This window comes from Paraburkholderia sp. BGA-UO-ETr-F21, assembly GCF_059567925.1.
On record NZ_JCAQOY010000007.1, the window covers coordinates 1 to 16,564 of the forward strand.

The 16,564-nt window shown below is 64.0% G+C and carries 15 protein-coding genes and 1 pseudogene; 4 read left to right on the forward strand and 12 right to left on the reverse strand.

The features are described 5' to 3' along the window. Positions 1 to 303: 303 nt before the first annotated feature. The 8 genes from AC57B1_RS04915 to phnS form a co-directional block, all read right to left on the reverse strand. Positions 304 to 864, reverse strand: coding sequence for a phosphonate degradation HD-domain oxygenase (locus tag AC57B1_RS04915; protein ID WP_408348444.1), 561 nt, complete (start codon positions 862 to 864; stop codon positions 304 to 306). 4 nt (positions 865 to 868) lie between these two features. Next, the gene (gene phnY / locus AC57B1_RS04920; RefSeq protein ID WP_408348441.1) at positions 869 to 2,320 is read right to left on the reverse strand and encodes a phosphonoacetaldehyde dehydrogenase; all 1,452 of its coding nucleotides are present in this window, start codon (positions 2,318 to 2,320) and stop codon (positions 869 to 871) included. Continuing rightward, entirely contained in the window at positions 2,317 to 3,615 is a 1,299-nt protein-coding gene (gene phnA / locus AC57B1_RS04925) for a phosphonoacetate hydrolase (protein WP_496416830.1), read from the reverse strand. The genes phnY and phnA overlap by 4 nt, the downstream gene beginning before the upstream one ends. A 56-nt stretch (positions 3,616 to 3,671) precedes the next feature. Continuing rightward, positions 3,672 to 4,406 (reverse strand): phosphonate utilization associated transcriptional regulator, encoded by a 735-nt coding sequence (locus AC57B1_RS04930; RefSeq protein WP_496416831.1) that lies wholly within the window; start codon positions 4,404 to 4,406, stop codon positions 3,672 to 3,674. Between the two features lie 76 nt (positions 4,407 to 4,482). Continuing rightward, a complete protein-coding gene (gene phnV, locus AC57B1_RS04935; protein WP_091802269.1) occupies positions 4,483 to 5,346 on the reverse strand; it encodes a 2-aminoethylphosphonate ABC transport system, membrane component PhnV in 864 nt (287 codons plus the stop codon). Beyond that, a complete protein-coding gene (locus AC57B1_RS04940) occupies positions 5,336 to 6,289 on the reverse strand; it encodes a 2-aminoethylphosphonate ABC transporter permease subunit (RefSeq protein ID WP_408300704.1) in 954 nt (317 codons plus the stop codon). The genes phnV and AC57B1_RS04940 overlap by 11 nt, the downstream gene beginning before the upstream one ends. Next, positions 6,267 to 7,367, reverse strand: a complete 1,101-nt coding sequence (phnT, locus tag AC57B1_RS04945) for a 2-aminoethylphosphonate ABC transport system ATP-binding subunit PhnT (protein ID WP_408300706.1) — start codon at positions 7,365 to 7,367, stop codon at positions 6,267 to 6,269. Before phnT ends, AC57B1_RS04940 begins: the two co-directional genes overlap by 23 nt. A gap of 128 nt (positions 7,368 to 7,495) precedes the next feature. Then, a complete protein-coding gene (gene phnS / locus AC57B1_RS04950; protein ID WP_408348432.1) occupies positions 7,496 to 8,584 on the reverse strand; it encodes a 2-aminoethylphosphonate ABC transporter substrate-binding protein in 1,089 nt (362 codons plus the stop codon). A 373-nt stretch (positions 8,585 to 8,957) separates the two neighbouring features. On the opposite strand from phnS, the pseudogene AC57B1_RS04955 reads away from it, so the two are divergent. Continuing rightward, positions 8,958 to 9,219: pseudogene (locus AC57B1_RS04955) on the forward strand (2-aminoethylphosphonate--pyruvate transaminase); the annotation flags it as partial. A 146-nt stretch (positions 9,220 to 9,365) separates the two neighbouring features. Here the strand turns inward: AC57B1_RS04955 and AC57B1_RS04960 are convergent. Further along, entirely contained in the window at positions 9,366 to 10,121 is a 756-nt protein-coding gene (locus AC57B1_RS04960) for a DeoR/GlpR family DNA-binding transcription regulator (protein WP_408348429.1), read from the reverse strand. A gap of 185 nt (positions 10,122 to 10,306) precedes the next feature. On the opposite strand from AC57B1_RS04960, the gene AC57B1_RS04965 reads away from it, so the two are divergent. Then, entirely contained in the window at positions 10,307 to 11,866 is a 1,560-nt protein-coding gene (locus tag AC57B1_RS04965; protein WP_496416832.1) for an ABC1 kinase family protein, read from the forward strand. A 170-nt stretch (positions 11,867 to 12,036) separates the two neighbouring features. Then, the gene (locus tag AC57B1_RS04970; protein ID WP_496416833.1) at positions 12,037 to 12,912 is read left to right on the forward strand and encodes a DMT family transporter; all 876 of its coding nucleotides are present in this window, start codon (positions 12,037 to 12,039) and stop codon (positions 12,910 to 12,912) included. A 178-nt stretch (positions 12,913 to 13,090) separates the two neighbouring features. On the opposite strand, the gene AC57B1_RS04975 is transcribed toward AC57B1_RS04970, so the two are convergent. Further along, the gene (locus AC57B1_RS04975) at positions 13,091 to 14,161 is read right to left on the reverse strand and encodes a L,D-transpeptidase (protein WP_496416834.1); all 1,071 of its coding nucleotides are present in this window, start codon (positions 14,159 to 14,161) and stop codon (positions 13,091 to 13,093) included. Positions 14,162 to 14,510: 349 nt separating this feature from the next. Here AC57B1_RS04975 and nadE point away from each other — a divergent pair, with 349 nt between their 5' ends. Beyond that, positions 14,511 to 15,371, forward strand: coding sequence for an NAD(+) synthase (gene nadE, locus AC57B1_RS04980; protein ID WP_496416835.1), 861 nt, complete (start codon positions 14,511 to 14,513; stop codon positions 15,369 to 15,371). A gap of 118 nt (positions 15,372 to 15,489) precedes the next feature. On the opposite strand, the gene AC57B1_RS04985 is transcribed toward nadE, so the two are convergent. Beyond that, the gene (locus AC57B1_RS04985) at positions 15,490 to 15,756 is read right to left on the reverse strand and encodes a hypothetical protein (RefSeq protein ID WP_091802295.1); all 267 of its coding nucleotides are present in this window, start codon (positions 15,754 to 15,756) and stop codon (positions 15,490 to 15,492) included. Positions 15,757 to 16,185: 429 nt separating this feature from the next. Continuing rightward, positions 16,186 to 16,536: a hypothetical protein gene (locus AC57B1_RS04990; protein WP_091802299.1), complete on the reverse strand. Its 351-nt coding sequence runs from the start codon at positions 16,534 to 16,536 to the stop codon at positions 16,186 to 16,188. Positions 16,537 to 16,564: the final 28 nt, after the last annotated feature.

Here is a 16,564-nt window from a genome sequence, read left to right on the forward strand (position 1 = left end):
CAACAGGTTTTTCTAACTTTCTCAACCCGCCCACTCCGCTGAAAGCCTTGCCACTACTGGCTCTCCCGCCCCCCGCGCTCCGTTCTCCGAAGCACGAAAGAGCGAGATTCTAGCGAGCCGGCCAGCACCTTGCAAGCGTTATTTTGATATGCATGGATTGCGCCAGAAACGATGCGGAAACGACGAACGAATCAGAAGACGAGGAAGCGCGCATAGGGCCAAAGCCGCCTCAATCAAACCACCCTCAAACCACCCTCAAACAGACCTTGAACAGTTCAAGCAGCTCAAACACCCTCAAGCGGTTCAAACAGCCGCGTGTTTAAGCATCGCTCGCTCGACAACGCCCAGATAGTGCGCGAGATCCGGCGTCGCGCGGTTCTCTTCCTTGGCGAGATCGTCCCATCTGCGCAGGCGCAACGCGTCTTCCGCGTGAGGCTTCTGCAGAAACGCCTCCGCCTCCTCCTTGCTGAAGATGCCGCCCTGCAATTCCAGGCTTCGCACGGAATCGGCGGAAAGCTGGCCAAAATAGGTATCGTCGATGGCGCACAGGCAGCGCTTGGCGTCGACGTGCAGCCGAATCGGCTCCAACACCGCCTCCGACAACACCGGCCGCAGGAACGGCAGCGCGAAATACTGATGCAGATCGTCAATGCCCCGCTCCGTCGGCGTCTCACCCTGCAGATTGAGCAGGTGGCCGAGGTCGTGTAGAAACGCCGCGGCGACCAGTTCCTCGTCAGCGCCAGCCTCTTCCGCCAAAAAGCCGCTCTGCAAGGCATGTTCGAGCTGCGTCACCGGCTCGCCGCTATAAGCCAGATTGCCGTACTGTTCAAACAGGGAACGGATGTCCTTCACACTCAATGCCACGCTATCACTCCCACGGTAATGAAAAGGTCTTCAGATTGGTGAAGCTCTTCATGGCTTCCTGAACACCTTCCTTATAGCCAAGCCCGGAGTCCTTGATGCCGCCGAACGGCGTCAGCTCGATCCGGTAGCCGGGCACTTCCCATACGTTGACCGTCCCCACGCGCAATTCGTTGATGAACCGCGTGATCGCATCCTGCCGGTTTGTGCACACGCCTGACGACAACCCGAACGGCGTGCCATTGCTGATGCGGATGGCGTCGTCGAGCGTGTCGAAGGTGATGATCGGCGACACCGGCCCGAAGGTTTCCTCGCGCACGAGTGTCATGGAAGGATCGACGCGGTCCAGCACCGTCGGCGCGTATAGCGCGCCGTTGCGCTGGTTGCCGCCCAGCAGACGCGCCCCGCTCGCCACCGCCTCGTTCACACGTGTCTCGAAGAGCTGCGCCGCGGCGACGTCGATCACGGTGCCCATCTGGTTCGACGCATCGAACGGATCGCCGAAAGACCAGGCCCGCGTCTTCTCGACGACCAGATCGGTGAAGTCCGCAGCCACGCTCTTTTGAACCAGCATCCGCTTGACCGCGGTGCACCGCTGCCCGGAGTTCTTGTACGAGCCCTGCACGGCAAGCGTCGCCGCGCGGTCGAGATCGGCGTCTTCGAGCACGATCAACGGATCGTTGCCGCCCAACTCCAGCACTACGCGCCGGTAAGCAGCCTTTCCCGCAATGTATTTGCCGATCGCCACACCGCCCGTGAACGTGACGAGCTCCGCCAACGGATGCGTGATCAATTCATCGGCGATTTCGCGCGGGTCGCCGGTCAGCACCTGCAGCATCGGCGCGGGCAAACCGGCTTCGTATAGAACGTCGGCGAGATAGAGCGCCGACAGCGGCACCTTTTCCGACGGTTTCAGCACCACCCGATTATTGGTCGCGATGGCCGGCGCGATCTTGTGCGCAACCTGGTTCATCGGATGGTTGAACGGGGTAATCGCGACGATCACGCCCGCCAGCGGCTCGCGCTGTGAAAACACGCGCCGCTTCTTGCCATGCGGCGTCAGATCGCAGGAAAAGCTCTGCCCATCGTCACGCAACGCTTCGATTGAGGCGAACTTGAACACATCGGCCACGCGGCCGATCTCGTAACGCGAGTCCTGCTTCGACAAACCGGATTCGAGCGAAATCAGATCCGATGCCTCTTCGGTGCGCTCACGCATGAGCGCCGCCGCGCGTTCGAGAATCTGCGAGCGTTCGTAACGCGTGAGCTGAGCCTGATAGGCTGCCGCATATTCGAACGCAGCGCGCACGTCGTCGACGCTCGCCAACGGGACCGTACCCACGCGTGTTCCCGTATAAGGATCGAACACGTCGAGCGTGCGCGAGCGCGTCACGCGTTCGCCTTTGAGCCGCAGCGCTTCCGCCCGAAAAGCCGGATGGTCCCGCAGCGTGGCGTTCATGATGCCGACACGCGATTCAAGGCAATGTCGAAGATATCGAAGTTACGCAGTCGCTTGCCGCCATTGCCGGCACTGCTGGACGGCAACCCTTCGACACGCCGGTTGAACAGCAGCGGCACTTCCTGCTCGGAGATACCGCCGTGCGAGCGCAACGGCACGGTCAGGCCCGACAGGTCGTGCTCATCGCGCCGTGTGCCGAGCACGACATGCTTCGTGCTGACCACGACGATATCGCCGACGCGGTCATTCGGCAGTTCGAAGCGCTTGCACGCCGCGCGGTTGTCGAGCACGGTTTCGATCCCTTGCATGCCGCCGATCCTTTCGATCACCTGCGCGACGCTGACATCGCGCGGCAGATAAATCGTTGCGAACGAGCCGAGCGCGCCGTGATGCACCACGTACGGATCCGTGATCGGCAAAATGACACGCGCGCGGCCGGCGCCGAGCCACTCGTCCAGCACGTCTTGCAGATAGATCACATTCGGCTCGCCGGTCTGCGGATCGTGCTTTGCGTTCATGCCATGATCGGCGGTCAGGCCGATCACCCAGCCGAGCGCGTCGAGCTTTGCAAGATAGCCGTCCATCATCGCGTAGAACGCGTTCGCGCCCTCGGTGCCGGGCGCGAACTTGTGCTGGATGTAATCAGTCGTCGACAGATACATCAAATCGAGCTTGCGCGTTTGCGCGAGCCGCACGCTGGCGGCGAACACGAACTCGGACAACCCCGCGCTGTAGACGTCGGGCACCGGCAAGCCGACCAGATCAAGGACTTCGTCGATGCCGTTTTCTTCCAGCGTTACCTTGTCGGCTTTTTCCGCCGAGAAGCAGATGCCCTTCAACTGCCAGCCGAGCAGCCGGCGCAGTTTGTCTTTCGCGGTGACCACGGCCACCGCGGCGCCGGCTTCGGCGGCAGCGGCCAGCAAGGTGCCGGCGCGCAAATACGCGGGATCGTTCATCATCACTTCCGCGCCCTCGCCGCCGTTCGCGTCCGGATCCCAGAAGTAATTGCCGCAGATGCCGTGCACCGAAGGCGGCACGCCGCACACGATCGAGAGATTGTTCGGGTTGGTGAACGACGGGATCACGCAGTCGCCCTTGAACGCGCCGCCGCCTTTAAGCATCTTGCCGATGAACGGCGCAACGCCCGCCGCGACCGCGGCTTCGAGATAGTCGAACTCGCAACCGTCGACGCACACCACGACCGTCGGTTGCGAAGGTAGCCGGTAGCGGCGGCCGTTGACTTCGATCGTGCGTTCGTTCGTGCCTGTGTTCGTGCCTGTGCTCGTATTTGCCATCGTTGCCTTCCATGCGTGCGGGGCACGCGTGTTGTGGTCAGTCAGTTGCCAGTCTTTTATTCGTTCGATGCCGGCGGCATCCGCACCACGCCCAGCGTTCCTTCCGGTTCGCATGCCGCATGGGCGCGCTGCAAGCCGCCGTTCACGTGCGCATGCATCAACGCCGCGGCCTGCTCGGGCTCGCGCGACGCCAGCGCCGTCAAGATCGCGCGATGCTCGGCCAGCGAGCGCTCCATCGCATCGGCATGCACGACCAGAGCGGCACGCCGAAACAGACTCAACTCGCACACCAGCCTTCGGTATGTCTCATACAGCTTCAGATTGCCCGATGCCGCTACCAGCGCATCGTGAAATGCCACATTCGCGCGCGCGTACGCATCGTGATCCTGGGCGTCGAGCGCCGCGCGCATGGCGTCGAGCCAATCGCGCAACTCCGCGAGCTTGCGCGCATCGATACTCACCGCCAGCATCCGGCACGCCGCCTCTTCCAGCACCGCGCGCACCGCGTAAATCTCGTCGGCTTCCGCCAGCGACACCGTCCGCACGAACACGCCGCGGTTCTTCTCCGTACGCACGAGGCCGGCCTGCTCCAGCGCGCGAAACGCCTCGCGCACCGGACCGCGCGACACCTGCAGCCGCGTCGCCCAGTCGGCTTCGTTGAGCTTGTCGCCGGGCGCGAGCGCCCCCTCGATGATGTGCCGTTCGATTTCGTCGCGAACCAGCGTGGTCAGCGAATGCCTGCGCACAACCTCGATCGGATCGACAGAAGCAGTTTGCATATATTCGGTCATTTCGACAATTTTTGCCACATCGATTAGTGCAGGCCCGCCGTCGAGGCGCGCCTGCTGACGCATCAGAAGTTGCCCGTCAGTCCGCCCGACGGCGCGGAACACGCGCCGCGATCAACAACAGCGCAGCCAGCGAGACCAGCAGAAGAATCAGCGACAGCGCGGAGGCCGGCAGGTAATAGCCGCGCTCCACCTGCCCGACGACCACGATCGGCACCGTCGCGAAGCCCGGCGGATACACGGTGAGGGTGGCGCCGAGTTCGCCGAGCGAGAGTGCGAAACCCAGCGCGAGACTCGCGCGGATCGCCGGCACCAGTTGCGGCAGCACGACCCGGCGCAACACCATCGAAGGCGGCGCACCGAGGCTTGCCGCCGCTTCGCGCAGAATCGTCAGCTCCGGACGCAACGCGGCGGCGGCGCAGCGGTAGCAGAACGGCAGCACCAGTGCGAGCTGCACGAACACGACGATCGCCGCGGAGCTCGACAGATCGAACGGACGCTTGTGATACGCGATCAGCACCGCGAGCCCGAGCACCACGCTCGGTACGCCGTTGGGCATCATCGCAATGGTGTCGACGAAGGCGCCGAGGCCGCGGCGGTCACGCCCTTCGAGCGCGAGCGCGAGCCACAGGCCGAGAATCGTGCCAAGCACCGCGACGCCCATGCCGATTTCGAGGCTGGTGGTGAGCGCGTCGAAATCGCTCGAACCGAGACGCTCAAACCAGCGCATGCTGAAGCCATCGGGCAGGATCGTGCCAGACCAGTGCGCGGCCACGCTCGAGAGCGCGACGACCAGCACCGGCAACACGAACAGCCAGAAGCACAGCAATGCGGCAAAACCGAGAAACAGGCCGCCGAGCATGCGCACCACCAGGCTGCGGCGCACCGGCCGGGCTTTCTTGTGCATGACCGGCAAAACGGTCGGGTCGAGTTCAACGGCCATGGCCCGCTCCTTTCACCTTGCGACGGTTGACCTGGCGGTACAACGCGTACAGCGACAAAGACATGATCAGCATCACGACCGCGCCGGCCGCGGCGGTCGGCAGATCGAGATCGACCGTGGCGGAGCTGTAGATCGCCACCGGCAGCGTGATCAGGTGCGCGCTGCCGAGCACGAGCAGAATGCCGAACTCGTTGAGCGTGAGCAGAAAGCAGAGGATCGTGCCCGCGGCGATGCCCGGCCATGCGAGCGGCAGGATCACCTTGAATGCGACCATCCAGCCGTTCGCGCCGAGACTGCGGGCGGCTTCGATCAGGCGCATGTCGAGCGTGGCGAACGAAGCCAGCGTGGGACGCACCACGAACGGCGCGTAGAACACGACTTCCGCGAGAATCACGCCGCCTACGCCGAACAGGAAATCGAGCGGCGGCGCCTGCAGATGAAAAAGCCGCTGCAAGCCGATGCTGACGGAACCTTGCGAGCCGTACAGAAAGATCAACGTGAACGCGACCAGAAACGACGGGAACGCGACGAACAGTTCGAGAAAACGCGTGATCATCCGCGCGCCGGGGAACGGCTTGAAAAACAGGATCGACGCCAGCGCGACGCCAAGCAGCGACGCGAGCCCGGCACTGGCGAACAGGATCCACAGCGTCGTGCCGATCACGCCGCTCGTTTCCGGATTGCCGAAGAACGCCGAATAGGCGTGCAGGCTCAAACCGTGCGGGCCGGTCAGACTGAGCAGCACCAGACGCACGAGCGGATAGATCACCAAGGGCCCGAGCACGACCACGGCGATGAACAGCAAATGCCATTGCGCGACGCGTTCGCGGCGCTTCACCGCGGCGCTATGCGAGGCGGCGCTGGCGCTGCGGCGCGCGGCGGCGGCATCGGCGGCGGCCGTGCCGAGCGGGTTGGGCGTATCAGGGGTTGATAAGGACGACATCGTCAGCCTCGTAACGCAGGGAAACACGCGCGCCCTTCTCCGGCATCATGCCGTGGCCGCGCTGCATGGTGACGAGCACCGGCTCGTTGGGCATGGCGTCCAGTGCAACGGATATCGACAACACCGCGCCGTACCATTCAACCGAGGCGATCGTGCCATGCAAGTGCCCTTCGCCGAGCGGCACGATACGCAACGCCTCGGGACGCAGACAGGCCACGCGCTCGCGCTCGTTATAGCGCGCGTCGCTCATGCTGAACGCGATCTGCGGCGGCAGCAGATTGGCCGCGCCCAGATAACGCGCGACAAACCCGTCGGCCGGCGTGTCGTACAACTGCTGCGGCGTGCCGAGTTGCGCGATGCGGCCTTCGCGCATCAGCAGCGTGCGGTCGGACAGCACCAGCGCGTCGTCCTGATCGTGCGTCACGCAGACGATCGTTAGATTCGGCAGGCGCTCATGCAGCGCCTTGAGTTCGGAACGCACCGATGCACGCAGATTGGCGTCGAGTGCGGAAAGCGGTTCGTCGAGCAACAGTACGTCGGGTTCGATCACCAGCGCGCGCGCGAGCGCCACGCGCTGCTGCATGCCGCCCGACAGCTGCGCGGGCATCACGTGACCGGCGTCGCCGAGTTGTACCAGCTTCAACGCATCGGCGACCCGCCGGGCCACGTCTTTGGCCGGTGTGCGGCGCGCACGCAAGCCAAAGGCGACGTTCTCGAATACCGACAAATGGGGAAACAGCGCATAGCTCTGAAACAGCAAGCCGAGATTGCGCTTGTGCGGCGGCACGTGCGTGAGGTCGTGACCGGCCACGGTCAGCGTACCGGACAGGCCATCCGCTTCGATAAACCCGGCGATGAAGCGCAACAAGGTCGTCTTGCCGCAACCGCTGCGGCCCAGCACGGTGAGCAACTCGCCGCGCTGGATGGTCAGCGACAGATCGTCGAGCACCGTGCGCGAACCGAAGCGCACCGTCAGATGGTCGATCTGCACGCCGCCCGGCGTATTCGAACGCGCGGCATCGAGCGCGTCCGGTGAGGCGCCGAGCGCGCCTGGGTGAGCAAGACTGGCCGTATTCACCGGGTTCATCCTCCAACTGGATTAATGCTGATGCAGCGCCTCGGGAGCGAGTCCCGAAAGCGCCGCCTGACTCTGTGACGCCACCCCTTTTAGTCCCGAGTGAGGTCGATTGCGTGACGAACGACGGCTTACTTCGGCTTGACCACTTCGATCTGCTTGCCCGACGAACCGATCACTTCATTCTTCCAGCGCGCGGTCCAGTCGGCCTTCTTGGCCATCACCTGAGTCCAGTCCACCGGAATCAGCTTCACGCCGGCGATCGCCTGCTTGACGATTTCGCCGTTCTTGCCTGCCAGCGGCACGTCGGTACGGCCCGGAATACCGAAGATGTCCGGCACCTTCGACTGCACTTCCGTCGACATCAGGTAGTCGATCAGCTTCTTGCCTCCGGCCTGGTTCGGACCGTTCTTGATCAGGCCGATTGCGTACGGCAGCTGGAACGTGGTCGGCTGGCCGCCTTCGTGCGCGAGGAAAATCGGCTTGAGCGACAGGCCGCCGTTGGCCGCGTCGTCGAGATCCATTTGCAGGTCGCCGTTGGCAACCGCGATTTCGTTACGCGAGAGCAGCACGTCGAGGTAGCCCGTGCCCTTGGTGTGGAACTTGGCGCTGTTTTCGAGCTTCTTCAGATAGTCGAACGCCTTGTCTTCGCCCATCAGCGACGACGTCAGGATGATCACCGCCATACCGTCGCCCGCCGTGGCCGGGTTCGAGTAGGCAACCTTGCCGCTGAAGTCCGGGTGCAGCAGGTCGGCGAAGGTCTTCGGCGCCGTCTTGGTGACTTCCGGGTTGATCGCGAACGAGAAGTAGTTGTTCACGAAGGTCGCCCACGCGCCGTTCGACGCCTTGGCGATCGCCGGCACGTTCTTGTAGTTGGCGCTCTGGTAAGCCTGCAGCAGGCCGCTCTGGTCGGCTTGCTGGATGAACGGCGGCAGCGTGACGAGCACGTCCGCCTTAGGCTGATCTTTTTCGATGGTGGCGCGGTTCACCACTTCGCCGCTGCCCGCCGTGACGATGTTGACCTTCACGCCTTCCTTCTTTTCGAAGGCCGGCAGCACGTCCTTGTAGAGATTCTCGAGGCCGTCGGCGGTGTAAAGCACCACGGCGTCGGCCGCGTGCGCCTGCATGGCCGTGGCGCCGAAGGCTGCCGCGGCGACCAGCGCCGGCAACAGTTTGCGTGCGAGACCGGCCGTAGCGTGAAGGGGATTCGTCTTTGTCATGTCGCTTTCTCCGAAAGGCAAAAAACCAGACGGTCGGGATATCCCGATACCTGTTGTGATTGAACGGCGGTAGCGCCGCGCCGCTTGCGTGTTGCCCGCATCAAGCCGTGTGCGGATCATGCGGATTGCAGATTGCCAACAACTTTGCTGCTTCTTGTTCCCTCTTTTCCTGCCCGACTTACAGCCCACCTACGACGCTCGCGCTGCCAGCCATGCCTGAACGGGCACGGCAAGGATCACAGGTTTCCATGACAACGCCATGACGATTCTGCTCAATTCCAAAAAATGACACAATTCGCCAATAATATCCAAATGAATCTTTTCGTCATCTGGTCTCGGCGGCGGCGCTTTTCAGACAATTGTGGAGGCTCGTGTGATCCATCGAAACGACCCGAACCTGTTGACGGCCAGGCCCGCTCACCACTTCCACGCGGACGCGCGACGCACTGCCGCGCGGCTGGGATTCGCGGGACGCCGCGTTCGGCCGCTTTACCGACAGCGCATGCGCCGACCCGGTGAAGATCGTACATGGCGAAAATGACTATGCATGCACACCGCTTCAAGGCAGCGGGACGATCACAGTCGAAGCGGCGCCCGGCACGCTCGTGCCGTGCCAGGGCTCCCTGCGGGTTCCGGGCAAACTGACTCAGGTGGAATCGTTTCGCTTGGGTGGCATCGGCGCGATCGATGCGAGCGAACTGCTCGACGCGGCGGCCGCGATCGGCCACAAGCCCGAACGGCTCGGCATCCCTGTGAAATAGACAGGCTCGCCGTGGCACGCTCAGGCGATCAGGATTTCCGGGCCATGCGCCGTGATCGCCTTGCCGAGAGCGCGCTCCGGAGCCAGTTCGGTCACGAGGTAACGCGCCGACTCGATACCGTTGATGCGCACCGGCGTCACGCGGCCGAACTTCGAATGATCGGCGACGATCACCACCGTGTCAGCGGCGGCGATCATGCGGCTACGTACCTCCGCGGCCATGCGGCTGTAGTCGGTCAGATAGCCGTCCGGCGAAATCCCGCCCGCGCCGATGAACGCAAAGTCCGCGTGGTACTGCGTGAGTTGATGAACCGTATCGAGCCCGAAGGTGGCGTCTTCGATATCCGACAGTTCGCCGCCCAGCAGCGTGACGCGGTTGTCGTTACGCCGGCCGAGCAGCAGCGCGATGCGCCAGTCGTTCGTGTACACCGACAGCCGATGCCGGTCGAGCAGCGCCCGCGCCACCGCTTGCGTGGTGCTGCCCGAATCGATGATCAGCGACGCGCCGTCCGGCACGAACTCCGCCGCGCGCTCGCCGATGGCGCGCTTCGCGCCGGCGTTCGCCGCTTCGCGTGTGTCGAGGTCGGGCTCGCGCCGGTCGCTCGACAGCGCGCCGCCGTGAGTCGTGACCAGCAGGCCGCGCCCTGCCAGCGCGTTCAGGTCACGGCGAATGGTTTCGCGCGACACGTTCAATTCGCGTACCAGTTCCGCGACCGAAAGCGCGCCCGTTTTGGCGACTTGCGCCAGGATGTATTGGTGACGTTGTTCTGCGAGCATCGATAAAAGGCCGGAAGCCGGCACGCTTGGGTTTCGCCACGGTTTGAGAAGGCCGGCGTATTGTATTACGCGACGCGCGGCGATGCTCCCCTCGGCGCGCTTACCTGCTAACCTGAACGCCCAGGCCGCGCGCGCAGATCCTTCGATAGCTTTGAACGCCGCGCGGCCCGTCAACCGAACTGCCGATGCCGCCACTGTTTCGCCGTCTACTGTTGCTGTTCCACGCGCTGCGTTACGGCGCTCGCCTGATCTGGCTTGCCGCTCCGCAAGATCACAAGCTGCACTGGATGATCGGGCTGGTCGGCCGCTTGCACGCGGCAGGCCGCGGCGGCCAGAGCCTGAACGGCGTGCTGCCCGCACTCGGGCCGCTGGCGGGGCGGTTCGCGCAAACCCTGATCGAACGGCCCGAACTCGCGACCGGCACCCTGCACGACGCGCTCGACGCGATCGATCACATGGAAGCTCCGCTGCCGCCGCGCGAGGCGGAACAGGCACTCGCGCGCGCCTTCGGCAAGCCGCTCGCCACGCTTTTCAGCGCCGTGGATCTGGTGCCGGTAAGCGGCGGCTTCGCCGAACAGACGCATTTTGCACGGCTGCTCGCGCCGGTGAACGGTCACTGCGAAGTGGCGATCAAGCTCGTGCGCGCCGACCAGTTGCAGCAGATCGGCGACGAACTCGCGCTGCTACGCTGGGTCGCGCGCTGGCTGGAGAAGCTCTCCGGCACCGCGCGCCGCCTGCAACTGCGCGCGCAGGCGCAGACCTTCACGGACGACATCCTGCGCCGCTTCGATCTGCGCGCGGAAGCCGCCAATCTGAGCCAGACCGGCCATCATTTCGACGGCGACGCGCGCATCGTCGTGCCGGGCGTGATCTGGGATCTCTGCACCCACTACACGCTGACGATGCAACGCGTCAGCACCTTGCCGGCGAATGATCTGCCCGGTCTGCACGCGCATCACATCAAACTCGCGCCGCTCGCCGCGCATATCGTCGAAGTGGTGACCGAGCAGGCGTTCGAACATGGCTTCTTCCACGCCACACTCGACGCGCGCCGCGTGCGGGTGAGCGTCGAACCGGACACGCTCGGGCGTCTCGTGCTGGCGGAGTTTTCGATCATGTCGAGCCTCTCGACCGGCGAGCGCGAGTTCTTCGTGCATGGCGCAACCGCGCTGTTCGACCAGGACTACGCGCGCCTCGCCGAAATGCATCGCGATGCCGGCCACGTGCCGCACGACACACGCGCCGAGGTGCTCGAAGCTGAGTTGCGCACGCGCGCGGAAGCGCATTTCGCGGCCGAGCCGGAAGACCGCTCGGCGGGTTCACTGTTTCATCATCTGCTGCACGCGGTGCATCCGTTCGACGGCGCGGTGCCCGGGCGGCTCGCGAGCGCGCAACGCTCGTTTCATCAAGCGGAAATGCTGGCGCGTGCGCTGCATCCCGGCGTCGACACATGGAATATCACGCGTGGCGTGCTGGCGGAGATCGCGCGGCGCGACATCGACCATCGCGGCTGGATCAAGCGGATCACGCGCGAGTTGCCGCACCTCGCGCATATGCTGCCGCGCGTGCCGCAACTGGCGGTTCGGTATCTGCAGCATGAGCATGATCGTGCGCGCAAGCCGCAGCAGAATGCGCAGCTCATGGCGGAGATCGGCCGGGAATACCGGCGCACGCGCGCGCTGCTGTGGGCGTGCGCCGTGTGCGGTGGCGTGCTCGGTGCGGGGACTGTGCTGCTGATGTGGTGATGGCGTTGGTGGGGGACATGCGGCGGGGTGTCAACCCGCGTTGCGGTGCGTCGCCTTGCGCGTTGTGTTGCCTTACGCGTTGCCTTGCACTGCCCCGCCGATTGCAGCTTCAAACAAGACACGCATCGCCTATCCCGACAAGATAGCGGCTTTTTGCACCACCCTTTCCGATGCTCGCTTCTTTAATCGCCGCCGTCTTCGTCGTGTTGTGGTCGACCGGTTTCGTGGTCGCCCGCGCGATCACGCCCTATGCCGATCCCAATCTTTTCCTGCTCGCGCGCTTCGGCGGCACGGCGCTGATCTTTGCGCTGGCCGCGCTGGCGGCACACGCCGCGTGGCCGGGCAGGCGCGACTTCGGCAAACATCTGGTGGCGGGCGCGCTGCTGCAAGGCGTGTATCTCGGCGCCGGCTACTGGGCCGTCGCCCAAGGCTTGAGCGCGGGTGTGATGGCTTTGCTCGGCGCGCTTCAACCGCTCGCAACGGCTGCCGTCGCCGCGCCGCTCTTCGGCGAGCGGTTGTCGCGGCGTGGCTGGAGCGGCATGGCGCTCGGCCTCGCCGGCGTCGTGCTGGTGCTCGAACCGAAGCTGGCGGCGGCCAGCCCGGCGACACCGCACGGCAGCGCGCCCGCCTGGCTGGTCGTAGCGATCTCGATCGCCGCGATCGGTGCGATTACCGCGGGCACGCTGTTTCAGAAGACTTCGCTTGCCAAGGCCGATATTCGCAGCGCGAGCGCGGTGCAAAACCTGGGCGCGGCGCTCGTCGCGGGCGTACTCGTGCTGGCGCTCGGTGAGCATCGCTGGATTGCGTCGCCTACGCTGTGGGCGTCGCTGGCGTGGGGCATCGTGATGCTCTCGGGCATCAGCGTCACGCTGCTCGTGTGGATGGTCAGACGTGGAGACGCGGCCCGCGCCACCGCGCTGATGTTTCTCGCTCCACCGCTCGCCGCGCTCGAAGGGTATGCGGGCTTCGGCGAGACACTGCTGCCGGTGCAGGTCGCCGGCTTCGCCGTGGCGCTGGTGGGCGTGGTGCTGGCACGCTCGCGCTGAGGGCGCTGGCACGCTCTTGCTGAACGAGCTGACGTGATCACGCCAAACGGGCTGGCACACTCTCGCTGAACGATCCGACGCGATCACGCCAAACGGGGCTGGCGTACTCTCGCTGAACAAGGTGACGCGCCCGCACCAAACGGACTGGCACGCCCACATTCAGCGCCGCGACCGCGCATCAATCCGCCGTGTCCGCCCCGGCCGGCACATTGGCGCGCGCCTTGCCGCCAGGCGCGGGCGCCCATGCCGGGCGGCTCTTGCGTTCCGAATCCACCACGACGATGTAGCGCCCTGCCCACGGCGTCACCTGACGATCGCTCTTCAACACCCACAGCGATCTACCCGACTCGACGAGCGCCGCATACTCGGCGTCGAGAATGCCGTAGTGATCGAGAAACGTATTGAGCGACGCGGGAATCCTCACGCAACCTTTCGAATGACGAATGCCGAGCAGCGGTTCGAGTCGGTCAGGGTCGGTGGCATGCATCTGGAAGCGCATCTGCGACATCCCGCCTTTTCCCCAGCCGCGCTCGCCCTCTGCCCAGCCAAGGTCGAAGATCCGCATGTCACGTTTGCCGTAACCACGAATATGGTTTTCGTTCTGCGTGCCTTCCGAGCGGAAATCCATGTTGGCGGGCGTATGTTCGAACACGCCGAGCGGTGTGACGAAGTGGTCATACTCGCCCGGCCGCCCGGTCGAAACCGGCGACGCGCCGATCATCTGCCAGACATCCGCCGGCGCGGCGCGAAAATAGATGAAGAGCGCCTGAACATTGGCGTTTCGATCGACCAGCACGACATACTCGCCCGATAAATCGCCCAGCATGTGCGCGTCGAGCACTGCTTGCAAGCGATCCGCATAGGCGCGCTGTTCCGCCGCCGGCACCACCAGCTTACGTGTGACGCTCTGCGCGAACACGTCCCGCAGGATGAATGCGCGGCGCGGATCGACCACGCCGGCGGCATCGGGCGCGGCGACAGCGGACGCGCTGACGCTCGCCTGCGGACGATTCGCCACGTGCGCCGCCGACGCTGCAGCGTGTGCCGAGGCGGCGATCGCCGTGCCGCAGGACAACCCGCAAAGCGCGGCGCCCAGCGCTTGCGTTAGACGGAGAAAAGAAGGCAATTTGCGCGTGACGCTCCGCACGGTGAGTCGATACAAATGACGCGACGCGTCGCGCGGACGATCTACCGACGCGAAGGTCAGGCGGTCCACTACAGGCTGGCCAGGCCGATTGGAGTAGTTCATCGCTTATTGGAGCAAACCTGATTATTATTGACTGCCCGCCGGCTTACGCGGCGCTCTCAGACCGAGGATGTTACTAAGCACATAGCAATCTGTCGATGAAGTTTCGACGATTCGGATATATAGCTGTAATACCCGGACACATTTGCTGTCCCGCGCGACAAATTGAAAGCGACGCGAAGTTGATTTAAAGCTAATCGACGGCGAATAAACTCTGAAAAACGGATGCGGCGCAGCGTATCAACCAAAAAACTGCCGTCTTACCGGCGCGCGGCTGTGCCTTTTTCGGCCGTTGCGCGCGCAACGTTAAACGTGCCTAACATGCGCGAGCGCGCAAGGAGCAAAAGGAATCATGACGCAACACGATCCAGTCGCACGCCAGGCGGACATTTCTCAAGAAATGCACATTAGCGCCGGCTTCGACGCCGAATCAGAAATCGAGCGGCGGGTCGCTTTTCTCGCGAATTATCTGCGCAGCAGCGGCCTGAAAACATACGTGCTCGGAATCAGTGGCGGCGTGGACTCGACAACGGCCGGCCGGCTTGCGCAACTCGCGGTCGAACGATTGCGCGCCGAGGAGTACGACGCACACTTCGTCGCAATACGTCTACCTTACGGCGAACAGAAAGACGAAGCCGACGCCCAACAGGCATTGCGCTTCATTCGCGCTGACGAAAATCTCGCCATCGACATCAAGCCCGCAGCCGACTCGATGCTTGCCGCGCTAGACAAGAGCGGCGTGCTATTCAAGGACGGATCGCAACAGGACTTCGTGCATGGCAACATCAAGGCGCGGCAACGCATGATTGCGCAATACGCGGTGGCCGGTGCGCGGGCCGGTGTGGTGATCGGCACGGATCACGCGGCCGAGTCGGTCATGGGCTTCTTCACCAAGTTCGGCGACGGTGGCGCCGACGTGCTGCCGCTCGCGGGGCTCAACAAGCGTCGTGTGCGCGCGGTCGCGAAGGCGCTAGGCGCGCCGGAAGAATTGGCGCACAAGGTGCCGACCGCCGACCTCGAGATGTTGCGTCCGCAACGACCCGATGAAGATGCCTATGGCATCCCGTACGATGCGATCGACGATTTTCTGGAAGGCAAACCGGTGAGCGACACGGCGCGCGCGACCATCCTGCGCTATTACGACGCCACGCGTCATAAGCGGGCGTTGCCGTACACGCCGTTCGACTGGCCGGTACAGGCAAGCGAAGATTGAAAAAGTGATGGGTGTGCAGCTGACGCGCGCAATGCAGCGGCGTTGTCATGTCGGCTATGCGTCAGCCGAAGCGCGGTCGTCTTGCTCGCCAGATTCAGGCTCGCTCGATCGCGTCAGCTCACTCAGCTTTCGGCGGTTCGTCGGTGAACAGATCGGCGCTGGCCTCCAGCGCCAGACCACCTAACTGCTTGCCCTGAATCTGCCGTGCGATGACCTCGCCCACATAGGGCACTTCGGCGTCAAGTTCGACCGTGGCGTAGGCGCCCGGCTTGCCGGCGTCGACCACTTCGATGTTTTTCGCGTAATGCCCGAGTTCGTGCTTGAGGAATTCCCGCACTTCCTGCTCGCTACACGACTGGGCGATGTTGCGAACGATCAGGTTCATGCAGCCTACCCTCGGCGCGCGTTGCGCCCTGTGCCCTCAACACGCACGGGGCGCAATGCAGCACGCTGTTTCGCCTGCGCGGCAGCAAGTTGGCGGATCAATGCGGCGCCGGCAGCGCCCAAGGCAGCCAATGACAAATAGAAGGCAAGCATTTAATTCTCCCCTGCGAATTTCGTCCTGTGTTCAGGATAGCCATAAATCACAGCAAAAGCGATGTGACACAGCGTAGTAAAAACGGAACTCAAATCTCCGTTAATGCACTGTACCTGAATAAGCGGTGTCAAAAATAGCAAAACAGCGCTTCATTTTCCGGTACAGACCCGGCAAACGCGTCGAACGCAATGCGTGGGCGCGAAAACCGGACCGCGGCCACGCATCGCCACGGCATCCTGCGGGGGACGTGCGCAAAAGGCGGGCTGATCGTCGCGATCAGTCCGCCGCTTGCACGTTGGCCGCGCTGACCCACCACGTGTTCTTGCCCTGCGGCAACTGCACCAGCACCGCGGACGGATCGTCGACACCGTCGTCGGCAACTTCGCATACCGCGAGACCGTCGGGCAGGCGCTTCACCTCGCCCGCGGACTGGAACAGCGCAACACGTTGCGCGCTCAACGGCCGCAACTGGCGGTACACGTCGAAGCTGATCGCCGCCGGCACATCGCCGCGAATCTGCAGCGCCCCGGCTTGACCGCAACGAACAGGCTCAGCGGCGAACACCGCGCTGCTACCGAACAGGCAGCCAAACGAAAGCGCCATGACGGCAACACGTGAATGGATCATGATGATTCTCCGAAAACAAGATGGGGGC

What these genes read in the sequence shown, in the direction of transcription:
- AC57B1_RS04970 (WP_496416833.1), top strand. Translation starts at nt 12,037, where the DNA reads ATGCTCGCTTCTTTAATCGCCGCCGTCTTCGTCGTGTTGTGGTCGACC.
- AC57B1_RS04960 (WP_408348429.1), bottom strand. Translation starts at nt 10,121, where the DNA reads ATGCTCGCAGAACAACGTCACCAATACATCCTGGCGCAAGTCGCCAAA.
- phnA (WP_496416830.1), bottom strand. Translation starts at nt 3,615, where the DNA reads ATGGCAAATACGAGCACAGGCACGAACACAGGCACGAACGAACGCACG.
- AC57B1_RS04985 (WP_091802295.1), bottom strand. Translation starts at nt 15,756, where the DNA reads ATGAACCTGATCGTTCGCAACATCGCCCAGTCGTGTAGCGAGCAGGAA.
- phnV (WP_091802269.1), bottom strand. Translation starts at nt 5,346, where the DNA reads ATGGCCGTTGAACTCGACCCGACCGTTTTGCCGGTCATGCACAAGAAA.
- AC57B1_RS04975 (WP_496416834.1), bottom strand. Translation starts at nt 14,161, where the DNA reads ATGAACTACTCCAATCGGCCTGGCCAGCCTGTAGTGGACCGCCTGACC.
- AC57B1_RS04930 (WP_496416831.1), bottom strand. Translation starts at nt 4,406, where the DNA reads ATGACCGAATATATGCAAACTGCTTCTGTCGATCCGATCGAGGTTGTG.
- phnY (WP_408348441.1), bottom strand. Translation starts at nt 2,320, where the DNA reads ATGAACGCCACGCTGCGGGACCATCCGGCTTTTCGGGCGGAAGCGCTG.
- AC57B1_RS04990 (WP_091802299.1), bottom strand. Translation starts at nt 16,536, where the DNA reads ATGATCCATTCACGTGTTGCCGTCATGGCGCTTTCGTTTGGCTGCCTG.
- nadE (WP_496416835.1), top strand. Translation starts at nt 14,511, where the DNA reads ATGACGCAACACGATCCAGTCGCACGCCAGGCGGACATTTCTCAAGAA.
- AC57B1_RS04940 (WP_408300704.1), bottom strand. Translation starts at nt 6,289, where the DNA reads ATGTCGTCCTTATCAACCCCTGATACGCCCAACCCGCTCGGCACGGCC.
- AC57B1_RS04965 (WP_496416832.1), top strand. Translation starts at nt 10,307, where the DNA reads ATGCCGCCACTGTTTCGCCGTCTACTGTTGCTGTTCCACGCGCTGCGT.
- phnS (WP_408348432.1), bottom strand. Translation starts at nt 8,584, where the DNA reads ATGACAAAGACGAATCCCCTTCACGCTACGGCCGGTCTCGCACGCAAA.